This window comes from Pseudogracilibacillus sp. SE30717A (assembly GCF_037071985.1).
Classification (GTDB): Bacteria; Bacillota; Bacilli; order Bacillales; family Amphibacillaceae; genus Pseudogracilibacillus.
Genome location: NZ_JAXHDF010000001.1, coordinates 256,285 through 277,588, shown reverse-complemented (window position 1 = coordinate 277,588; position 21,304 = coordinate 256,285). Strand labels below are relative to the sequence as shown.

Annotated in this window: 10 protein-coding genes and 1 riboswitch; of the genes, 5 read left to right on the top strand and 5 right to left on the bottom strand. The window is 35.9% G+C overall.

What is annotated here, in order from left to right:
* Position 1 precedes the first annotated feature (1 nt).
* Genes SPD48_RS01255 through SPD48_RS01245 form a run of 3 tightly spaced genes read left to right on the top strand, consistent with a single transcriptional unit; the run spans position 2 to position 2,991 of the window.
* Positions 2-925, top strand: coding sequence for an ABC transporter permease (locus SPD48_RS01255; protein ID WP_336256231.1), 924 nt, complete (start codon positions 2-4; stop codon positions 923-925).
* Positions 926-941: 16 nt separating this feature from the next.
* A complete protein-coding gene (locus SPD48_RS01250) occupies positions 942-1,970 on the top strand; it encodes an ABC transporter ATP-binding protein (RefSeq protein WP_336256230.1) in 1,029 nt (342 codons plus the stop codon).
* Entirely contained in the window at positions 1,963-2,991 is a 1,029-nt protein-coding gene (locus SPD48_RS01245; protein WP_336256229.1) for an ABC transporter ATP-binding protein, read from the top strand. The genes SPD48_RS01250 and SPD48_RS01245 overlap by 8 nt, the downstream gene beginning before the upstream one ends.
* An 856-nt stretch (positions 2,992-3,847) precedes the next feature.
* Here the strand turns inward: SPD48_RS01245 and SPD48_RS01240 are convergent.
* Positions 3,848-5,467 carry an ABC-F family ATP-binding cassette domain-containing protein gene (locus SPD48_RS01240; protein ID WP_336256228.1) on the bottom strand — a complete coding sequence of 540 codons (1,620 nt, stop codon included), beginning with the start codon at positions 5,465-5,467 and terminating at the stop codon, positions 3,848-3,850.
* 128 nt (positions 5,468-5,595) lie between these two features.
* Between SPD48_RS01240 and SPD48_RS01235 the strand changes: the two genes are divergently transcribed.
* A complete protein-coding gene (locus tag SPD48_RS01235) occupies positions 5,596-6,579 on the top strand; it encodes a helix-turn-helix transcriptional regulator (protein WP_336256227.1) in 984 nt (327 codons plus the stop codon).
* A 20-nt stretch (positions 6,580-6,599) separates the two neighbouring features.
* Here the strand turns inward: SPD48_RS01235 and SPD48_RS01230 are convergent, their stop codons facing one another.
* The 3 genes from SPD48_RS01230 to SPD48_RS01220 all read right to left on the bottom strand — a co-directional run bounded on the left by SPD48_RS01230 (position 6,600) and on the right by SPD48_RS01220 (position 10,003).
* A complete protein-coding gene (locus SPD48_RS01230) occupies positions 6,600-7,256 on the bottom strand; it encodes a YpmS family protein (protein ID WP_336256226.1) in 657 nt (218 codons plus the stop codon).
* Entirely contained in the window at positions 7,228-8,160 is a 933-nt protein-coding gene (locus SPD48_RS01225; protein WP_336256225.1) for an SGNH/GDSL hydrolase family protein, read from the bottom strand. Before SPD48_RS01225 ends, SPD48_RS01230 begins: the two co-directional genes overlap by 29 nt.
* A 166-nt stretch (positions 8,161-8,326) precedes the next feature.
* Positions 8,327-10,003 carry an aminotransferase class I/II-fold pyridoxal phosphate-dependent enzyme gene (locus tag SPD48_RS01220; RefSeq protein WP_336256224.1) on the bottom strand — a complete coding sequence of 559 codons (1,677 nt, stop codon included), beginning with the start codon at positions 10,001-10,003 and terminating at the stop codon, positions 8,327-8,329.
* Positions 10,004-10,150: 147 nt separating this feature from the next.
* A riboswitch (SAM riboswitch) is annotated at positions 10,151-10,270 on the bottom strand.
* Positions 10,271-10,444: 174 nt separating this feature from the next.
* On the opposite strand from SPD48_RS01220, the gene SPD48_RS01215 reads away from it, so the two are divergent.
* Positions 10,445-13,504, top strand: coding sequence for a hybrid sensor histidine kinase/response regulator (locus SPD48_RS01215; RefSeq protein WP_336256223.1), 3,060 nt, complete (start codon positions 10,445-10,447; stop codon positions 13,502-13,504).
* Positions 13,505-13,624: 120 nt separating this feature from the next.
* Here the strand turns inward: SPD48_RS01215 and SPD48_RS01210 are convergent, their stop codons facing one another.
* Positions 13,625-20,812, bottom strand: coding sequence for a Cna B-type domain-containing protein (locus SPD48_RS01210; RefSeq protein WP_336256222.1), 7,188 nt, complete (start codon positions 20,810-20,812; stop codon positions 13,625-13,627).
* Between the last annotated feature and the right edge of the window lie 492 nt (positions 20,813-21,304).

Below are 21,304 nucleotides of genomic sequence, written 5' to 3'. Positions count from 1 at the left end.
TATGTCACAATCACAGTTGAAACAAACGGATTTTGAACCGATTCATTATGAACAATCAGATGCAGAAAGAATAGCTGGCAAAAGCACTTCATATTGGAAAGATGCTTGGCGCCGCTTTAAACAGAATAAATTAGCAATTGCAGGTATTGTAATCATTGCACTACTTGGAATTATGTCATTTATTGGTAGTCCTTTATCAGGACATAATTATTTTGATAATGATTTAATCAACTCTAACCAGTCGCCTTCTGGGGAGCATTGGTTTGGAACAGATAATTTGGGACGAGATATATTTGCAAGAACATGGTATGGGGCAAAAATATCTTTATTTATCGGCTTAACGGCTGCTTTTATTGACCTGATCATTGGTGTCATTTGGGGGGCAGTTTCAGGATATGTAGGGGGCCGTGTTGATGAGTATATGATGCGTATTGCAGATATTTTATCAGGTGTTCCATATCTACTTGTAGTTATTTTATTAATGGTGATCATGAAGCCGGGTCTATGGACATTAATAATTGCAATGACAATTACCGGTTGGATCAATATGGCGAGAATTGTCCGGGGAGAAGTCCTACGTTTAAAAAACGAAGAATATGTCATGGCGGCAAGATCGCTCGGAGCAAACGGCTATCGAATCTTGTCAAAACATTTAATTCCAAATACACTAGGACCAATTCTTGTAACTTTAACACTAACTGTCCCAAATGCAATATTTACTGAAGCATTCCTAAGCTTTCTCGGACTCGGGGTACCAGCACCGCGTGCGAGTTGGGGTACGATGAGTGCAGACGCATTACAGTCATTCCTCTATTATCCATTTCAGCTATTTTTCCCAGCCTTCTTTATTTGTTTAACGATGCTGGCATTTAACGTAGTTGGAGATGGATTGAGAGATGCATTTGATCCAAAAGATCGTCGTTAGTAGGGAGGGTACTGAGATGAAAAAAATATTAGAAGTAAATAATCTGTCGGTTTCATTTAAAAGTCATAATGGAGAAGTCCAGGCCGTACGGGATGTTTCGTTTGATTTACATGAACAAGAGACATTGGCGATTGTTGGAGAATCTGGATCAGGAAAAAGTGTCACCGTCCAATCGATTATGCGTCTGATCGCAATGCCTCCCGGTGAGATTAAATCTGGATCCGTTCTTTTAAACGGTGAAGATCTTGTCAAAAAAACAGAAAAAGAGATGGAACAGATTCGTGGGAATGAGATGGGTATGATCTTTCAGGATCCGATGACATCGTTAAATCCAACGATGAAAATTGGCAGACAAATTACAGAAGGGTTAATTAAACATCAAAATTTATCGAAAAAAGTTGCCCACGAAAAAGGCGTCGAATTGCTAAGACTTGTAGGAATACCGAATCCTGAAACGAGAATTAACCAATATCCGCATGAATTTTCAGGTGGAATGCGGCAAAGAGCAATGATTGCAATAGCTCTATCATGTAATCCTAAAATATTAATTGCCGATGAACCTACAACTGCTCTAGACGTAACAATTCAGGCGCAAATATTGAATTTATTAAAGGATCTGCAAGTTCAAACAAATACGGCAATCATATTAATTACTCACGATTTAGGCGTTGTCGCAAATGCTGCACATCGGGTTGCAGTAATGTATGGTGGCAAGGTCGTGGAAAAAGGAACGGTAGATGAAATTTTTTATCAGCCTAAGCACCCATATACTTGGGGATTGCTAGGATCAATGCCGAAATTAAACGATGACACGGAAGAGTTGCAATCTATCCCAGGTACACCGCCAGATTTAAAAGACCCGCCAAAAGGGTGTCCATTTGCTGCTCGTTGTCCGTATGCAATGAAAGTTTGTGATCAGCATATGCCCGCTTATACCGAGTCATCTAGTACTCAAAAGACGGCATGCTGGCTATTGGATGAGAGGGCACCAAAAGTGAAACCTCCAGAAAGTATCTTTGCAGGAGGTGGACAAATAAATGGCTAATTCAAAAGAAAAACTTTTAGAGATTCGAGATCTACGGAAATACTTTAAAGTGGACCGGAATAATACATTAAAAGCGGTCGATGGATTAAATTTTGATATTTATAAAGGGGAAACTTTCGGACTTGTTGGAGAGTCAGGCTGTGGGAAGTCAACTGCGGGAAGAACAATTATGCGATTATATGAAGCGACTGAAGGAGAAGTATTATTCAAAGGTGAAAATGTCCATGGAAAAAAGTCGAAACAAGAATTAAAGCAATTTAACCAGAATATGCAGATGATTTTCCAAGATCCATATGCTTCATTAAATCCACGGATGACAATCGTTGATATTATTGCGGAAGGTTTAGACATCCATGAACTCGTAAAAACGAAAAAGGAACGGCTAGAACGAGTAAATGAATTATTGGAAACTGTAGGGTTGAATAAAGATCACGGTAACAGATATCCTCACGAATTCAGTGGGGGACAAAGACAACGGATTGGAATTGCACGCGCGCTAGCGGTAAACCCCAAATTCATTGTTGCAGATGAGCCGATTTCTGCTTTGGATGTTTCGATCCAAGCTCAAGTTGTTAACTTGATGAAAAAGTTACAAAAAGAACAGGGATTAACATATCTGTTTATTGCTCATGATTTATCGATGGTACGGCATATAAGTGATCGTGTTGGTGTCATGTATTTAGGGAATATGGCAGAGGTTGCAACGAGTGAGGATCTATATGAAAATCCACTTCATCCATATACACGTGTATTATTAAGTGCTGTCCCAGTTCCAGATCCTGTTCTTGAAAGAACTCGTGAACGAATTGAGGTTAAAGGAGAGTTGCCAAGTCCGATTAATCCTCCGAGTGGTTGCGTATTTAGAACGAGATGCCCGTTTGCTGAAGATGTATGTGCTGAGGTCAGACCTGTCTTTCAAGAGCATCAGCCGGACCATTGGGTTGCTTGTCACATGTATGATGAGAGATTTACAGAGAATTTTGTACATGTAGATACTGAAGCAGGAAAAAAAGTACTATAAGAAAAGATCTGAACTTAATTTAATGCCCTCTTTTAAGTAGACAAGTCATAAAATGAACACTGTATACTGAAAGGGGCTTTTTTATGCACTCAACTTTCGCAGCGTGAATTAGGTAAATAAACCTGTGTAGTATTAGGAAGTTTAGTGATACACTGCCTTAGTTGTATTTTTAATTAACTAGTTATTTGAAAATACAAGTACATTCCAATATATTTCCCGTCGCATTTGATACAAACTACGCAGTACCTAAAATTTGAGGATGAGCTGATTAACCGATACGGAAATATGTTTCGCTTTCCATGGGCGGCTGTTGAGCCTCCTTCGTGCTATGCATTTCGTAGTCTCATCTGGGCCTATGCTCCCATAGGAGTCTCCACATATTTCCTCCGCTGGAATGATCACTGTTGACTGAATTTGGGCATCAACAACAATAAAATTTACATACTAGCGTAGGCAAAATACGAAGCCTCCTGCAGGAACAGCGCGAGTCCGAAGATCCGTGTAGTTTCTCGTTAACGAGAAGCTACAGAAGCTGAGGCCGTGCCTGCGGTAAAGGAGACACAGTGAAAGCAAGTGGTAGTGTTGCTTGAACTGATGTCGCGCTTATGCCCGTGGTGAAAGCGAAGTATTTTTCCGAAGCGGCTTCCCGAAATTTATAAAGTTGAAGCTATTACGTCGTAGTTTACGTTTTTGTGCAAAACAGTTTTATCATGATAAGGTTGTCAAGATATCAAATGGAAGCATTTTCGAGTTAGTCTCCGTATCTGTTTAAATCACTTTTGTTAGTCTATAAATAGAAAAATGGCGAAACCTAACCGTTAATCGGTAAAGGTTCGCCACCAGGCTACTCAAAAAATTAAGCGTACATCTTTTTAATTTCTTTTTGTAATGCTTGGTCTCTTACGTACTCATCATAACTCATTTGTTTGTCGATAATACCAGTCGGTGTAATTTCAATTAATCGATTTGCAATACTGTTGACGAACTGGTGGTCACTTGAAGTAAATAGAATTGATCCTTTAAATTTGATTAGTCCATTATTAACTGAAGTAATGGATTCTAAGTCCAAATGACTTGTCGGTTCGTCAAAAATGAGCACATTTGCTTTAGATAACATCATTTTTGATAGCATACAACGCACTTTTTCTCCACCGGAAAGTACGCTTGCTTTTTTTAGTGCTTCCTCACCGGAGAATAGCATTCTACCTAAAAAGCTGCGTAAAAATGTTTCTGTCTGATCTTCTGGTGAAAACTGACGGAGCCAATCAACTAAAGGTAAATCATTGTTTTCAAAGAAAGCGGAGTTGTCTTTTGGAAAATATGCTTGGCTTGTTGTAACTCCCCAATGATACTCTCCACTGTCAGCTTCCATTTCACCCATTAAAATCTGGAACAAGGTCGTTTTTGCTAAGTCATCTTTTCCAACAAAAGCTACCTTATCATCTCTATTGATTGTAAAACTAACATTGTTAAGCACTTTTTGACCGTTAATTGTTTTTGTTAACCCATCAACTCGAAGTAAATCATTCCCTATTTCTCTTTCAGGGGAAAAGGCTACATACGGATAACGACGGGATGACGGCTTAATGTCATCTAATGTGATGCTTTCTAGTAGTTTCCGACGAGATGTCGCCTGTTTTGACTTGGATGCATTCGCACTAAATCTTGCAATAAATGCTTGTAAATCTTTGACTTTTTCTTCCTTTTTCTTGTTTTCTTCCTTTGCCATTTTAGCAGCAAGTTGACTCGACTCATACCAGAAATCGTAGTTTCCAATATAAATTTGAATTTTTCCGAAATCTACATCTGCAATATGAGTACATACCTTATTTAAAAAGTGTCGGTCATGTGATACGACAATGACTGTATTTTCAAAATGTAACAGAAAGTCTTCCAACCAATGGATAGCTTGAATATCAAGTCCGTTAGTCGGCTCATCGAGAAGAAGTATATCAGGATTACCGAAAAGAGCTTGAGCTAATAAAACTTTTACTTTTTGGTCGTTTTTCAAGTCTGACATTTTGACCTCATGTAGTGACTCATCAATTCCTAAGCCTGTCAGTAAAATAGCTGCATTTGAATGAGCTTCCCATCCATTTAATTCAGCAAATTCACCTTCAAGTTCAGCAGCTTTAATTCCGTCTTCCTCGGTAAAGTCTTCCTTTAAATAAATATTATCCTTTTCTTTCATTACTTCATACAATCTTTCATGACCCATTAAAACAGTTTCTAGAACTTGTTCTTCTTCATAGGCGAAATGATCTTGTTTTAAAACGGCCATTCGTTTGTCAGAAGGGATAGACACTTCACCTTTTTGAGGTTCTGTTTCCCCTGAAAGAACTTTCAAGAAAGTAGATTTACCTGCGCCATTTGCTCCAATCACACCATAACAATTTCCATTATTAAACTGTATATTAACATCTTCAAATAATTTTTTATCTCCAAATCTTAAACTGACATTGGATACATTTATCATCTTTTGTTTCCTCCGTTTATATATCGTCCTAAGTAAGCTTAAGGGATTATTTGTAATTCGTCAATAGATTAAATTATGGATAAAGCTGTTATAATTAAGACTAACTATCTTTTGAATAGGGGGATTCTATGAAACAAAGCAATAACTTCCGTTTGTTACAATTAAGAGATCTCTTGTTTAATGAAACAGATGAAGAGCATGAATATGATATTTATGAAATCGAAGAGAAGCTTGTTCAACTTTTAGATTTAAAAAGTATTGATCATCGAACCATTAAAAATGACATAGAAGCACTCCAAGAGATGGATTTTGATATTGTAAGAAACAGAAAAAAGTTCGGAAAAATATTTTATAGTCATCAAGATAAATATTTTGAAACGTATCAAATTCGTCTTCTCGTTGATGCGATTCTTTCTGCACGTTTTATCACTCCAAAAGAGAAGGATATTTTGATTGAAAAGTTAAAAGAATTAACGAGCATCCATATTCGTAAGACGTTACCTGAGCCAGTATTGTTCAGTCAGACTATAAATCACGATTATGAAAGAATTAAATATAATATCGATCGTTTGCATCATGCAATAACAGGTAGAAAAGTAGTTAGTTATCAATATGGAGATTTTAATGTACGAAAAGAGTTTGATTATAGAAGAGATGGCGAACTTTATTTTGTTGAGCCGTATGCGTTAATTTGGCAAAATGATTTGTATTATTTAATTGGTAAGTTTCAAGAGACGAAAGAAATCCGTCATTATCGATTAGACAGAATTAAAGAGATTACAATCTTGGACGAAACCTTTGTAAAAGAAAAAGGATTTGAACTACAGCCTTATGTTGATAATACATTTCATATGTACAGTGGAGAAGAGCTGCGTATGAAAATCCGATTCGATAATAGTCTAATCAATGCAATTTTTGATCGTTTTGGTATGGAGGTTGATGTGAGGGAAGACGGGGACGAACATTTTATTTTAAATACAAATGCAAAGCTATCTGATGGGCTTGTAAGTTGGATTTTAAAGTGGGGATCTCGTGCCAAAGTCATTTCACCTGATCTGTTAGTCGATAAAATAAGCGAAGAAACTAAAAAAATGGCAGCTAATTATAAATAGATGTGAAGGTGGCTTCACATCTATTCTCTTAATTCTATATTTTCTTCTTCAATAACGTCAATCCCTAATGTTTTATAAGGAACATTAATTTTAAAGGCGATATTGTTTGCTTCTAAGTCAAATTGCTCTACCCCGACTTTAAAGTTACTTTTGATTTTCATTTCCGTAAGTTTCACGTAGACTTCTTCTTCTCGAGGATTAATGACAACCCAGTCAGGGACAGGTAAATGCTTAGCGACATATTGCATGATTTTTTTATTAGGTAATTGCAATAATCCGACTGAGATTGACTTTTGTTTCAAAACAAGGTCACCATTATCCTGTACAATTGGCTCAAAATGGATTAGAAGTGGTACTGTTGTTGAAAATAGTGGTAATTCTCCATACAATTGAACATCATCATCTAGGTTTATGGAGTAATTATGATTTGTATTCGCAAGCAATTTGTCCAGATACGCATTTACTAAATTATTTAGATTTTGTTTAGTTGTTCGGACGACAAACTGAGAACTGTTTTCCACTTTATATTTATTGCTTGATATTTCTAATTCAGTTTTTGGTATTGGCGAATAAAGGTAAAAAGCGAGAAGCAAAATAATTCCCGCATTTATTATACAAAGAGTGATAAAGCGTTTTTTCCATTTTGAATTATTGAATTGTTGCCTCTGTATGTTCATCGCCGTCACCCTCATCCAACACATATTGTAATATACGATTCGCCATTAATCTATATCCTAAAGCATTAGGATGAAAATTATCATCTGAGAAGTAATTCGTTTCAGCGTTATCAAATAAATCTTTAATGGGGATATAGTGCACATTACTGTATTTTTCTGTAACGTCTTCCCCGATTTGATTCCAACTGTCAACAATATATTCTAATTCCTCAATGTCAGCAAAATATTCTTGAAACGGATTATAGAAACCAATTAAATAGATATCTGCTTCCCCGTTTATTTCTTGAATTTTTGTAAAAATATTTTCTAATCGCTGTTCATATCTAATTTGCTCTGAAGTGAATTTCTCGAGAGTTAAGTCTGTGAAATTTTCCTTAAAAACTTGCATAATATCGTTTGCCCCAATAGTGATTAATACAATATCAGCATTATCAAGCGCTTCTGTTACATCTTCATCTTCTAAGCGAATAAGTAATTGACCGCTACGGCTTCCTCTCTTAGCAAAGTTCTGAAATTGAGCTACTTGTTTATCTTGATTAATTGTATCATCTAAAATGCCTACATACCCGCTATTATTCGTTTCATCCCCACTTCCTTCTGTTAAAGAGTCACCGAGTGTTACTACATTTACATCATGGGTGAAGAAGAAACTGGAGGCCTTTTTTAATTTATCAGAAATAAATTCTCTAATAGGATCTTCTTTTACTTTTACTGCTACTTCTATATCTTCTTCCTCTTGCTCTTCTGGACTTGCAGTTTTATCATCTATGTTATGCTCATCTTTTGGTTGAACAATTTCCTTAATCGGTTTTGTAGGAGTAGGTTCTTCCTTGGCGAATATAAAAAGGATAAGTCCGCCTGTTAGTATGAGTATAATGAATATTAATTTTTTAATGGTAATCACACCTAAATCCTTAAATTAGTATATATATATTATAAAACATAACATGTTTATGTGTAAGTTGTATATTAACATAGTTTACCTTTAATATTTACCAATAAACTTAAAATGTTAAAAGAAAAAACCGCCTTATGCAGATAAGGCGGAAAACGAGTTAAATATTATTTGTTTATTTAATAAGTGATGCTTCTGGTTTATTGGAACGTATTCGTGCAGCTTCCTCTAATATGTCTTTTCCTTTAATGATTGTTACGTTAGGATCAACATATTCAATTGATGAAGGGTCTAATGTCCAAATGATTTTAAGTCCTTTATTCGTCAATGATTTTGATTCAGCATCAGATAATGGTTCGTCGGTAACAATGACGTCAATGATATCATCTTCGTTAGCTTCTTCAAGATTAATTATTTTATATCCTCGATTTTCAAGTGCATTTAATGTTTCCTTTAAGTTGCTATTTTCTTTTAAAGCGATTGTTTTTTGTCTTAAACCTGCACTACGATCAAATGGTGTAGAAAACAACCATTTAATTGCATCTTCTTCCGTTGTTTCTATCGTTGAAATTCCTGTAGCTTTTTTAATAGCTTCATCTAGTGTTTGAATGATATCCTCTATTGACTCAATTCCAACAGATAATCTGACAAGTTCTTCTGTTACCCCACTTTTCTTTAAATCTTCTGGGCTTAATTGTTGATGTGTTGTTGACGCAGGATGAATGATAAGCGATTTTGCATCCCCGACATTTGCTACATGTGACCATAGATCAATGGAATCAATTAATTTTTTCCCAGCTTCTAGACCGCCTTTAATACCAAACGTAATGACAGAGCCATATCCAGAAGAAAAATATTTATTAGCTAATTCATGGGAAGGATGATCTTGTAATCCAGGAAAATTAACCCACTCAACAGCAGGATGACTTTGTAAGTAACCTGCAACTTTTAGCGCATTTTCATTATGACGCTTTAGACGGACATGCAAGGTTTCTAGCCCTTGCAGTAATAAAAATGCATTATGTGGACTAATGGAAGCTCCTGTATCCCTTAATAATTGAACCCGTAGGCGAAGGGCAAAAGCGACGGGACCAAGATCTGCGAATCGGACGCCACCATAGCTTTCGTCAGGTTCAGTAAAACCCGGGAATTTTTCGCTATTCCAATTGAAGCGACCACCATCTACAACTACACCACCAATTGATGTTCCGTGTCCCCCAATCCACTTTGTTGCAGAATGAACAACAATATCGGCCCCCCACTGGATTGGCTTTGCAAACTTTGGAGCAAATGTATTATCGATAATTAAAGGAATTCCATGATCATGTGCAATAGTAGCTATTGTTTCAATATCGAAAACATGTAAACTAGGATTCGTTATTGTCTCCCCAAAAATTGCTTTTGTTTTATCGGTAATGGCAGCTTTAACTTCATCTGGATTTGTTCCATCAACTATTTTTACGTTAATACCAAAACGAGGTAATGTATGAACAAATAGATTGTATGTGCCTCCATATAAATTACTGTCTGCGACAATTTCATCTCCAGCACTTGCAACGTTTAAAATAGCATACGTAATAGCTGCCATTCCAGAAGAAGTTGCCACTGCAGCAGTTCCATCTTCTAATAAAGCAACTCGTTGCTCAAATGCATCTGTTGTCGGGTTCATAATTCTCGTATAAATATTTCCTGTTTCCGCAAGTCCAAATAAATTTTTAGCATGCTCTGTATCGCGAAAAACATAAGATGTTGTTTGATGAATTGGTACCGCACGTGAACCTGTAACTGGATCCGGCTCTTGACCTCCGTGTAATAGAATCGTATCGTCCTTTTGAAACTTGAATTCTGACATAGATAAAACTCCTCCTTGGATTTTAGAGAATACATCTCTATTTCTTTAATTAAAGCAATGTAAATCACTTTCAATGTAGAGGAGGATAAATAAAAACCCTCTTCTACGAAAGATAGAAGAGGGTGTTGTGTAAAAAACCGTTTCCTCCTCTTATCTTCCAGACTAAATTGTGTCTGTAGGATTTGGCACCTTTAAAAGATTTTATAAAAACCTTTTATGGTTGCTGGACTTCATCGGGCCTATTCCCTCCGTCACTCTTGATAAGAGATGTTCATATTTGAAATTACTAATTATTATACAGGTTGCATATAGAATGTCAACTATAAAACTTGGAATTAATTGAATAATAAAATATTTAGATTGAAAATTAATCTTGTAAAAGTAAGTACCTTCACTGATAATTAGTTTAATTATCCGTTTTTGATGAAGGGTTGAGAAACGATGTTGACTAATAATAAAATTTCCTATAAAAAAATATTTCTTTTAATAAGTATTTTCTTACTTGTATTAACAACCTTTCGTATTGGGTGGATTTTTTACCACAAAACTCCCGACCATCCTCACGCGGAAAAGGGAGTTATAGATTTAAGGGAGTGGAACTTTACAGATAGTCAGACAATTACACTCAATGGGGAGTGGGAGTTTTATCCGAATCAATTTATCCATTCAAATTTTGTTCCAGCAGATAACTATACGATTGTACCAGGATTATGGAATAGCATGGATGAAGATAAGGAAATAAACTATGGCACCTATCGATTAAAAATACTTTTACCGACTGTCGATAGTATAAATGAACAGGGGAATTATGGATTAATTTTTAAGGATCTTGAATCAGCGGCAAGCGTGTATGTTAATGGACAATTAGTAACAGAATCAGGTTTACCTTCAGATACAATTAGTCATTACGAAAGTAAGCTGGGAATCTATAAAGCTTTTTTTCATGCGGATAGTGATGAAATAGAACTAGTAATTGAAGTAGCTAACTATGAAAACACGTTTGCAGGAGGAATTCCCAACCCTGTTAAATTCGGATTAGGAGACGCTGTAGAAAAGAACCTGTTTTTTGCACATAGTGCACAGTTAATGGTCGTTTTAATCTTGCTTGTACATAGTGCCTATGCTTTTGGTTTATATATTATGGGGCGGAATGTATTTCATAAAGAACTAGTATATTTCGGTTTTTTACTTATTTTTGCTGCCTTTTCAGTCATAGTTGATGATGATAAATTAATCCTCAATTGGTTTCCAATTAACGCTGAATGGTCACTGAAACTAATCTATTTGTCATTCGCCGGGACTGTCTATTTTATTCTTAAATTTATAAAATATGTGTTTAACTTAGCCCAAGCTTTCTTTAATGTATTATTTGTAACATATGTGCTTCTAACGCTTGCTTTATTTATTATTCCGTCATCATACATGATGTTTGTCGGTTATGGAATTATGTTAACAAATGTGATTTCGTATACATTCATTTTTATTATTGTACTTCAGATAATTAAAAAGGGCGATTCCGATGCTATATTTATATTAATTGCTAATGTCGTTAATTTATACAATGTTTTATGGGGTTTGGCTCTTAATATGGGTCTGATAGATATACCTTATTATCCGGTGGATTATTTAATAGCTATTATGGCTTTTGCGGGATTCCTCTTTAAGCGTCAAACAAGTGTCATGCAATTAAATGTAAAACAATCGAGAGAACTGAAAAGAGCGGATAAAGCTAAAGACGAATTCTTAGCGAATACATCCCATGAATTACGCAACCCGCTTCATGGAGTCATTAATATTGCTCAAACGATATTAAATAATAAGTCAAATTCATTGTCAGTAGATGACCAGAACAGTTTAAAATTGCTTGTCCGAGTAGGTCAACATATGTCATTTACGTTAAATGATTTACTTGATTTATCGAGGTTGAAGGATAATAAGATTCATTTAAGAAATCAGCCAATTAACCTTCATTCCGTTGTTTCAGGTGTAATCGACATGATACGTTTTATGATGGAAAATAAAAAGCTTAAAGTAATTTTAAAAATCCCAAAGTCGTTTCCATCTGTTTATGCAGATCAACACCGACTAATCCAAATCTTGTTTAATCTGCTACATAATGCAGTTAAGTACACTAATGAAGGTAATATAACAATAGATGCAACCTATAGGGAGAAATTTGCAAAAATAACAGTGACTGATACAGGAATCGGTATGAGCGAGCAAGTACAGGAATCAATTTTTAAACCTTACCAACAGGAAGAGAAAAATCCGACCGTATTTGAGGGTGGGTTGGGCCTAGGTTTATATATTTGTAAACAGTTGGTCGAATTACATGGGGGAGAAATCTCAGTAAAATCGAGTATGGGAAAAGGATCAACATTCAGTTTCACCATTCCACTGGCTAAAGAAACATCTACAAAGATTGAGAGTATACAAGAAGTTGCAGCTTCTTATGAGATGGATCATGACAAATTAGTAGATTTATCAGAACAAAAGCCTGAGTTGACTAGTAAAAAAGCTAGAATACTTGCTGTAGACGATGATCCTGTTAACTTAAAAATTTTACGAAGTATCCTTAGCAGAGAGTATGAAATATTGACAGTATTAAATGGTGATGAAGTATTAAAGATGTTAGTTAAAGGTGAATGGGATCTTGTTATTGCGGATGTGATGATGCCAAATATGTCAGGTTACGAATTAACGCAAAAAATTCGAGAGCAATTTACCATTTCCGAACTTCCAATTTTACTTTTAACAGCACGAAGTCAACAAGAGGATATATATACAGGATTTCTTTCAGGTGCCAACGATTATGTCACAAAACCAATGGATGCACTAGAGTTACAAGCAAGAGTTAAAGCGTTAACGGAATTTAAACAATCAGTTAAAGAACAGCTTAGAATGGAGGCGGCTTGGTTACAAGCGCAAATCCAGCCTCATTTCTTGTTTAATACATTAAATACAATAGCTTCACTTGGAGTAATAGATACCTCAAGGATGTTTAAACTGCTTGAGGAATTTGGAAACTACTTACGACGAAGTTTTGACGTACATAACACGGATTCCCTTATTCCAATTGAAAATGAGCTAGATTTGACTCGTTCCTATTTATATATTGAGAAACAGCGTTTTGAGAATCGATTAAAAATTACATGGGATATACCAGATAAACTAAATTTTAAGATTCCACCATTATCGATTCAGCCAATTGTAGAAAACTCGGTTGAACATGGGGTTCTTAAACGGATTGAAGGGGGAAGGATTTGTATCCGAATCACATATCATGAAAAAAGCTATAAGATAGCGATCATCGATGATGGGGAAGGAATGGAGCAACAGAAGATTAGTCAAATTCTAAATGAACATCCAACTAAAGTGTTAGGAGTGGGGCTTTCAAATACGCATCGACGGTTAAAAAAATTGTATGGAAAAGGGTTAGCAATTGAAAGTAATATAGATGAGGGAACTAAAGTAACGTTTGAGATTCCAATAGAAGCGTAGATGAGAATGCGGTTGACGAAATCACCGTCTCCCTGTTTTGTTAAGAACAACATCTAAACAACAAAAGCTTTCACATACTAGTTCAGTATGTGAAAGCTTTGATTATTCTAACCTGAATTCTTATTTTTCTATTTTTCTACGGAATATGACTAGTGTAGCAAATCCAACGATTAATAACACAAGTCCAGCAAAAGCAAAACTGTAAATATTTGTAGCAGTTTTTGGTAATTCATTTCCGCTACCCGGCTCTGCTTTTTCAGGATCTTTCTGATCAGATGGATCTGTTCCGGTACTTACATCTGTTCCCGGTGTGCTAGGCTTTTCAGGCTCTACAGGTATAAGTGTATTTGTAATATCGTATCCGTTAATTGTAGTTTCGTAGCCCTCTACAACATCCTCAGTAATTGAGTAAACTATTTTTTTACCAGCTTCATATTTTGGTAAGTTTGTGAAGCTGTATACCCAATCGTCTGCTTCGGTTACTTCAATAGACTCAACTTGCTCACCATTTGCTAATAGATTTACTGTAATTGATTCTGGGCGAACACCGTCTTGGTTATCTGAATCATTCCAAGTTTTTGTTCCAGATACTTCTGTTACCTCAGGTGTGTAAGCATTTGTGATGATGATGTTGCCATGATCTGTATCATTCACTGAAGTTTCATATTTTGGTACATCTGTTAATTCAATTACTGAATATTCAATTGCTTCTCCTGCCGCTTTTTCATCTAATTCGTCCCAAGTGTAAGTCCAGTCGTTTTCTGAAGCTAGCTCTACCGGATCACCGTATGCTTCGCCATCAGCAGTTAGTTGTACTTCAATGCTTTCTGGACGAATGCCATCTTGGTTATTCGCGTCATCCCAGTGTTTCGTTACCGTTACAGCTGTTTTTCCTGGTGTATATGCATTTGTAATATTGAAGCCTTCGACCGTTTGTGAATAGTCTTTTACTGAATTTTCTGTAACTGTGTAAAGAATCTCTTCTCCAGCTGCAAATTTTGGTAAGTTTGGGAAGCTGTATTTCCAGTCGTCTGCTCCGGTTACTTTAGTTGATTGAACGTGTTCACCATTTGCTAAAAGATTAACAACAATTTCTTTCGGGCGAATACCATCTTGATTATCGGCATCATCCCAAGTTTTCATACCATTAATCTCAATCTCTTCAGGTGTATGAGCATTTGTAATGTTAAACCCGTCAATTGTAGTTTCGTAACCTTCTACATGATTCTCTGTAATTGAGTAAATTATTTCTTCTCCTGCTTTGTATTTTGGCAGATTTGAGAAGTTATAACTCCAATTATCTGCTTCAGTTACTTCCTTTGACTCGACAAATTCATCATTTGCTAATAGATTTACTGTAATTGAATCCGGACGGATACCATCTTGGTTATCTGCATCATTCCAAGTTTTTGTTCCAGATACTTCTGTTACCTCAGGTGTGTAAGCATTTGTGATGATGATGTTGCCATGATCTGTATCATTTACTGAAGTTTCATATTTTGGTACATCTGTTAATTCAATTACTGAATATTTAATTGCTTCTCCTGCCGCTTTTTCATCTAATTCGTCCCAAGTGTAAGTCCAGTCGTTTTCTGAAGCTAGCTCTACTGGCTCACCATAGGCTTCGCCATCAGCAGTTAATTGTACTTCAATGCTTCCTGGACGGATGCCATCTTGGTTATTCGCATCATCCCAGTGTTTCGTTACCGTTGCACTTGTTTTTCCCGGCTTGTGGTGATTGATAATATCTGTACCATCAATTTCCGTCGTATATTCCTCTACCGAGTTCTCAGTAACAGTATAGATAATTTCTTCACCAGCTTCATTTTTTGGGAGGTTTGTAAAGCTGTATTCCCAGTTGTCATCTGCAGTTACTTCCTTAGAGTCAACTTGCTCACCATTTGCAAAAAGGTTTACCGTAATTGAATCTGGACGTACACCGTCTTGGTCATTCGCGTCATCCCATGTTTTCTCTCCGGAAACTTCTATTGTTTCTGGTGTGTAACTATTGGTGATATTGAATCCTTCAATCGTAGTTTCATAGTTTTCTACCGGATCTTCTGTAACCGTATATTCAATCTCCTCACCATTTGCAAATTTCGGTAGGTCTGTAAAACTGTACTGCCAATTATTTTCTGCTGAGATTTCTTCTGTTGTATCAACTTGCTCACCATTTGCTAGTAAATTTACAGTAATGGAATCTGGACGTTTACGATCTTGGTCGTCAGCATCATCCCATGTTTTTGCTCCAGAAACCTCAGTTACCTCAGGTGTATAGCTGTTTGTGATGATAATGTTACCGTGATCTTCATCATTCACTGCTACATCATATTCCTCTAGTTCTGTTATTTCTTTTACAGAATACTTGATTGGATCTCCATTACTATTTAATGGTAGCTCTGACCATGTGTGGGTCCAATTACTGTCCTGCGTTAACTCGACTGGTTCACCATATGGTTCGCCACCTGCTGTTAATTGAACTTGAATGCTCTCGGGGCGTTTACCATCCTGGTTATTCGCATCATCCCAATGCTTCGTGACAGTGACTACTGTTTCTTCTGGTGTGTAGCTGTTCGTAATATCATAACCGACAATTTCTTGAGAATAATCTTCTACTGTGTTCTCGGTAACGGTGTAGGTAATTTCTTCTCCAGCTTTATATTTAGGCAAATCTGTAAAGCTGTATTTCCAATTGTCTTCTTCTGTTACTTCAACAGAATCGATTTGCTTACCATCTGCTAAAAGATTTACCGTAATGGTTTCTGGGCGATTACCGTCTTGGTTATTGGCGTCATCCCACTTTTTTGTACCTTCTACATTAATTAATTCCGGTTCATGGGTATTTGTAAGCTTGAAATCAAATGGATTGTCTTCATTAATTTCTACTTTACTTTCGTAACCCTTAACAGCTACTTCCTCGATTGTGTAGGTGATTTCATTCCCTTTACTGTCTGTTGCTGGTAATTCAGTGAATGTATCTTTCCAGCCGTTTCCTGCATTTAGAGTTAATTCTTTATCTGTTTCCTCATCATTTGCAAGTAGTTTCACTGTGATAGAATCAGGACGCAAACCATCTTGGTCATTTGCATCTTCCCATATTTTGTTCACGGAAATAGATACTTGTTCAACTATATATTCGTTTGTAATAGTCAAGCCATTTTCTGAAATGGTTTTCTCAAAATTATCTGGAACATCAACTTCATCTACGGTGTATTTATACTCATTTCCATCGATATCTGTTAGATCTAAGTCTTCCCAAGTATGTTCTGTTTCTCCATCTTCTAAGGTAACAGGTTCACCAAAGGCATCTCCATCTCTAAATAATTGAAGCTGGATAGAATCTGGTCTTAAGGATTCTCCGCCCTTCCATACTTTTGTTCCAGTTATGTCTGTTTTTTCCTTTGTATTCTCAAAATCTACTTCAACGACTTTTTTGTCTTTACCATATGGTTCATCTACGTTAATTTCTATTTCTTCATCTGCTAAGACATAACCATTTGGTGCCTTTACCTCTGTAAGGTAATAGGTTCTAAGAGGTAAGTTTCCTATTTCCAGAACACCATTTTTTGTAGTAAATTCTTCTCCAAATTGGACTCTTTCACCATTTAGTTCAAACTCAAGGATAAAGGTAGCTTCATTATTTGCAATTACTTCTTCTTCTTCGGAGTCTAGCTTTGTAACCGCGATAGCTCCTCTATTTGGATTGAAGTCTCCGCCTACCCAAGAGAATTGTCTCGCTCTTAGTTCATCGGATTCGACTGATTTTTCATCGATACCAGTTCCATTAAAACTAACAGTATTGTTAACTTCACCATCTGTTTCTGTTACAACAGTAGTGTAGTTTAACACTAAAGTTTCTTCTAGATCATCTAATAGTTTGATTTCTAATATGGTCTCGTCATTCTCATTTACGGTTACATTGAGAGAGTAATCATCACCTTCTACTAAAGCAGATCCACCTAATTTCGTAATTCCAAGACTTCCTTCTACATATATAAGTCCTTTACTAATTACGTCTTTAATAACCGCACTCTTAATTACTGATAGACTTTCATTCACTGTAATTTCCCAATTAATCTCGTCACCTGTGAATACTTCATTTCCTGTTAGTCCAACAGGTCCCTTTTCTAAGAAGGTATTATATTTATCATAATTAACTGTACCCGAAAAAAGATTTTCTTTCTCGCCAACTTTAACGGTTGCGTCGTTTGTATAATTTTGTTGGGATATGTCTGGAACTGTTGTTGTAAATTCGATGACATATCTTTCTTTTACTTCAAAATTATCATTAAATGTTAGAGTAAATTTATCATTTTCAACAGTAACTGAATAGTCATCTATTTTAGGTCCAGTAATTTTAGTTTCACCTTTTGCATCTACTTCATAAACAGATACTGTTATACTATCTTTATCAATTGTTCCTTCATAATCTAATGTATCGGTAATAACGACACCAGTTCCAAGGTCTTGCTTTTGGTAGTTCGTGTATAGTTGCCAAGCAATTTTTCTTTCAGAACCACTTTCCCAGCCATTTACTAGATTTCCTTCACTGTCTTCATGGACAAGTTGACCTTCTTTTTTACCACTGTTCCATGAATCTTGTCGTACTTTATGGCTAGCATCATCTTCTACATCAATTGTGTGCCCATTTTCAGTTGTTCCATCAAATTCAGCTTTATTTCTATAAAGTTCTTTTTCATCCCCATTAGAATGAGGAATCAAGACATTACCATCAACTTCTAATTGAGGGTCATAAGAGGTAGTGAAATTGACCACTAACTCCGCATTAGCTATTACTCGGTTAAAGGTAATAGTAAATCCGTTTTGATATCCGCCATCGATCGGTGAAACAGTGTAATCTTCTTCCGCTACAAGCGTCTCTTCACCAAGCTTAATACTAACTGTTTCTGGCAAGAGAATTAGTCCATCATTCGTGAAAGTATCTTTAATAATAAATCCAGAATTGATGTCTTCTCTTATTGGATTAACGTTCAAACGCCAGTTAATTGTTTTTTCATTGTAGTCAATTCCAGCAAAACTCTTTGTATAGGTGTTTGCACGTGGGTTAATTGTAACCTTTCTTTCTTCTCCGCCTTCACCAACGCCAACACCAGTTATACCAACAGTGTTAGTAAATGCATTACTATTGAAATCTTCAATACTTGTAGTGTATTTGATAGTAATTGTTTCTGTGCCAACATCCTCTAAGTTAATTGTCAATAAAGTCTTCCCATCTGCTGCAGCTTCTATGCTCGAAGTTACACCAGAGAAGTCCGTACCTTCGTCACCTGTAATTTCTATATCGCCTACATGGAGGGATAATCCAGCTGGTAGAGTATCTGTTACAGTAACATCATTTAATGGGTGTTTTGCTCTATTAACAGTAACTTCCCAAGTAATTGTTCGGTTTTCATAATCTACGTTACCCACTTCTACTTTTTCAAGAATAGGATCCCTTACAATATTAACTGTTGCATCATCATCGTTTAATTCATCTTCGCCATCATATAGTGTTGCTTCATTTAGGAAACCATTATTTTGTTGATATTCGCCTTTGTTAACTGCTGACCAATCAACTTTTGTTGTAAATTTAATTCTATAGGCATCCTCTTGCCCTAATGCACCTAAGTTTATCGGGAATTCCGTAAACGAATCCTTATGAGCTTCTCCTTCTGCCCAGTTACCTCCATTTTGTGTAATTTTAACTACTTGGATACTATCTACGGTTAAGCCATCAGGCAAGCTGTCTTCTACTATAGCTTCACTAATTAAACTACCATTTTTATTCACATCAATTTGCCACTGAATTTCGTCCGTTTCCCCAATCTGCCAACCATTCTTCTCAATTGGATTACTTCTCGTTAATCCATCTACAGTAGCCTTAGCAGGTAAAATTTGATCTCCATATTCAAACGTTGCATCATTGGTAAAGGATTCTACTGCGTAATTTTCAATGGTTGTTGTATATTGGACACGATAGCCGTTAAAAGGCGCAATTGTACCTAAATCTATTGGGAATTCAGATGGATTTAGCGTTGATGTTACATCAGCACCTTCTCTCTTATCTCCATCGAAGCCAATATTTAGCTCATGGATAACAAAATCTCTAGCATCCCCTAATCCAGCAGGGATGATATCTGCTAAAGTTGCGTCATTTATTTCTTCGTCATTGGTATTAATTACATCAATCGTCCATGTAATTTCTCTTGCATCATGCTTCGCATCAGGATGTCCTTCTTTTGTAATACCACTAATATCACCTTTTGGTTTTGCAATAACCGTGAGTGTTTTTTCACTTCGGTCATTGAAATGAATCTCTTGTTCAATATTTTCCCGGAATTTCTCTAAATTAAATTGCAAATTTAAACCTACAAATCCATTTTGAACTGTACTATCCTCAATGTTTTTATTAAAGACAAATCTAAGTTTGCCATCAATAATACTATACTCTCCAACATTTACACCGTTAGTTATTATTGGTTGATTTGTTATATTAACCTGTTTAAATATATCTGGAAGCTGTATCGAAGCGGTGTCGCCGTTTTTGGCATTACCGTCTGTTTCCCAATCAAATTCTATCTGGATAACAGTACCTTCATCTATATCGATAACGGCGCCGTCTTCTATCTCATTACCGTTAAGAGCGAAACTTTTGAATGTAAATATATTTCCTAAATCCTTTACTTCAAATGTTTCTATTTCTAAGGCATCAGAAGTTGTAATGTCTTCCTCTAGCGCATTGTCTTCTTCAATTATGTTCTCAGTTTTCAACAATTGTTTGTCGGATTCGTCAGCCGCTTTCACTTCCTTTTGCTCGGGATTATCTGTTTCTTGATTTGATACTCCCCTAGCCTTCTCCGACTGATCCGCTTGTTCTTCGGCCGCTAATACAGCTTTTACAACAAACTTTCCATTAGCTTCCGGATTTTCATTAACTGCTTCGTTAAAAGTTACCGTCACCGTTCCATTCGTTGCAGTTTGATAAATCCCCACTTTTGTCTCATCATTTGTTAATTCACCCTGCTGCTTTTCTACCATATGTAAGTCATCTGGTAGAGAAAATGAATCGGTGTCACCCTCTTCAACTTCAGCATGCGCAATTGACCAATTAACATGAACATATACTGTTGATTCAGCATCAAGCTCAGCAACAGTAACTTTTTGACCGTCTTTATCTGTAAGTGTAATATCGGTAAACACACTATTTTTTGATCCTTCCGCCTTTATTTGAGCAGGAGCGATAAACCCGTTTGTGATTGTCTGGAAGAATAATAGAAAAACAAATAATAAGCTTATTCTTTTACTCACCTAAACCTCCCCCTTCATTAGTTTTCCAATTTGTGGTTATCTAATCCAAAGAAAGATTATAGAGAGGCTATATATACAAAAACTTTACATTATATTGGAAATTAATAGAAAATATAAAGGTAATAGGATAAAATAATCATAAGTAAGCGAAATCATTTAAAAAATGAAGAGAAAAAAATTATATATGTTTATTTTTTATATATTTTTTCTCATTTTAATTTTTAGTGTGTCACAGAAAGTTCGTTTAAAATCCCTTCTCATCAGCTTTTCTGTAGGATAGTAAGTAGGAGTACTAGGTTAATGCTTCCTTTAATGTTTTCTATACATGCCAAACACCTCTTCAGCCAAGAAAGATGCAATTATAGGTAGTAATAAGTAGAATACTATATATAGAAACTTACTATATAACGATATATACAAAGAAATAGGTAGTAGGATGAATGTGAAAGAATGTACAAATAAAGAAATTTATCTAAGAAGAGTATATTGGAC

What these genes read in the sequence shown, in the direction of transcription:
- SPD48_RS01255 (WP_336256231.1), top strand. Translation starts at nt 2, where the DNA reads ATGTCACAATCACAGTTGAAACAAACGGATTTTGAACCGATTCATTAT.
- SPD48_RS01250 (WP_336256230.1), top strand. Translation starts at nt 942, where the DNA reads ATGAAAAAAATATTAGAAGTAAATAATCTGTCGGTTTCATTTAAAAGT.
- SPD48_RS01245 (WP_336256229.1), top strand. Translation starts at nt 1,963, where the DNA reads ATGGCTAATTCAAAAGAAAAACTTTTAGAGATTCGAGATCTACGGAAA.
- SPD48_RS01240 (WP_336256228.1), bottom strand. Translation starts at nt 5,467, where the DNA reads ATGATAAATGTATCCAATGTCAGTTTAAGATTTGGAGATAAAAAATTA.
- SPD48_RS01235 (WP_336256227.1), top strand. Translation starts at nt 5,596, where the DNA reads ATGAAACAAAGCAATAACTTCCGTTTGTTACAATTAAGAGATCTCTTG.
- SPD48_RS01230 (WP_336256226.1), bottom strand. Translation starts at nt 7,256, where the DNA reads ATGAACATACAGAGGCAACAATTCAATAATTCAAAATGGAAAAAACGC.
- SPD48_RS01220 (WP_336256224.1), bottom strand. Translation starts at nt 10,003, where the DNA reads ATGTCAGAATTCAAGTTTCAAAAGGACGATACGATTCTATTACACGGA.
- SPD48_RS01215 (WP_336256223.1), top strand. Translation starts at nt 10,445, where the DNA reads ATGTTGACTAATAATAAAATTTCCTATAAAAAAATATTTCTTTTAATA.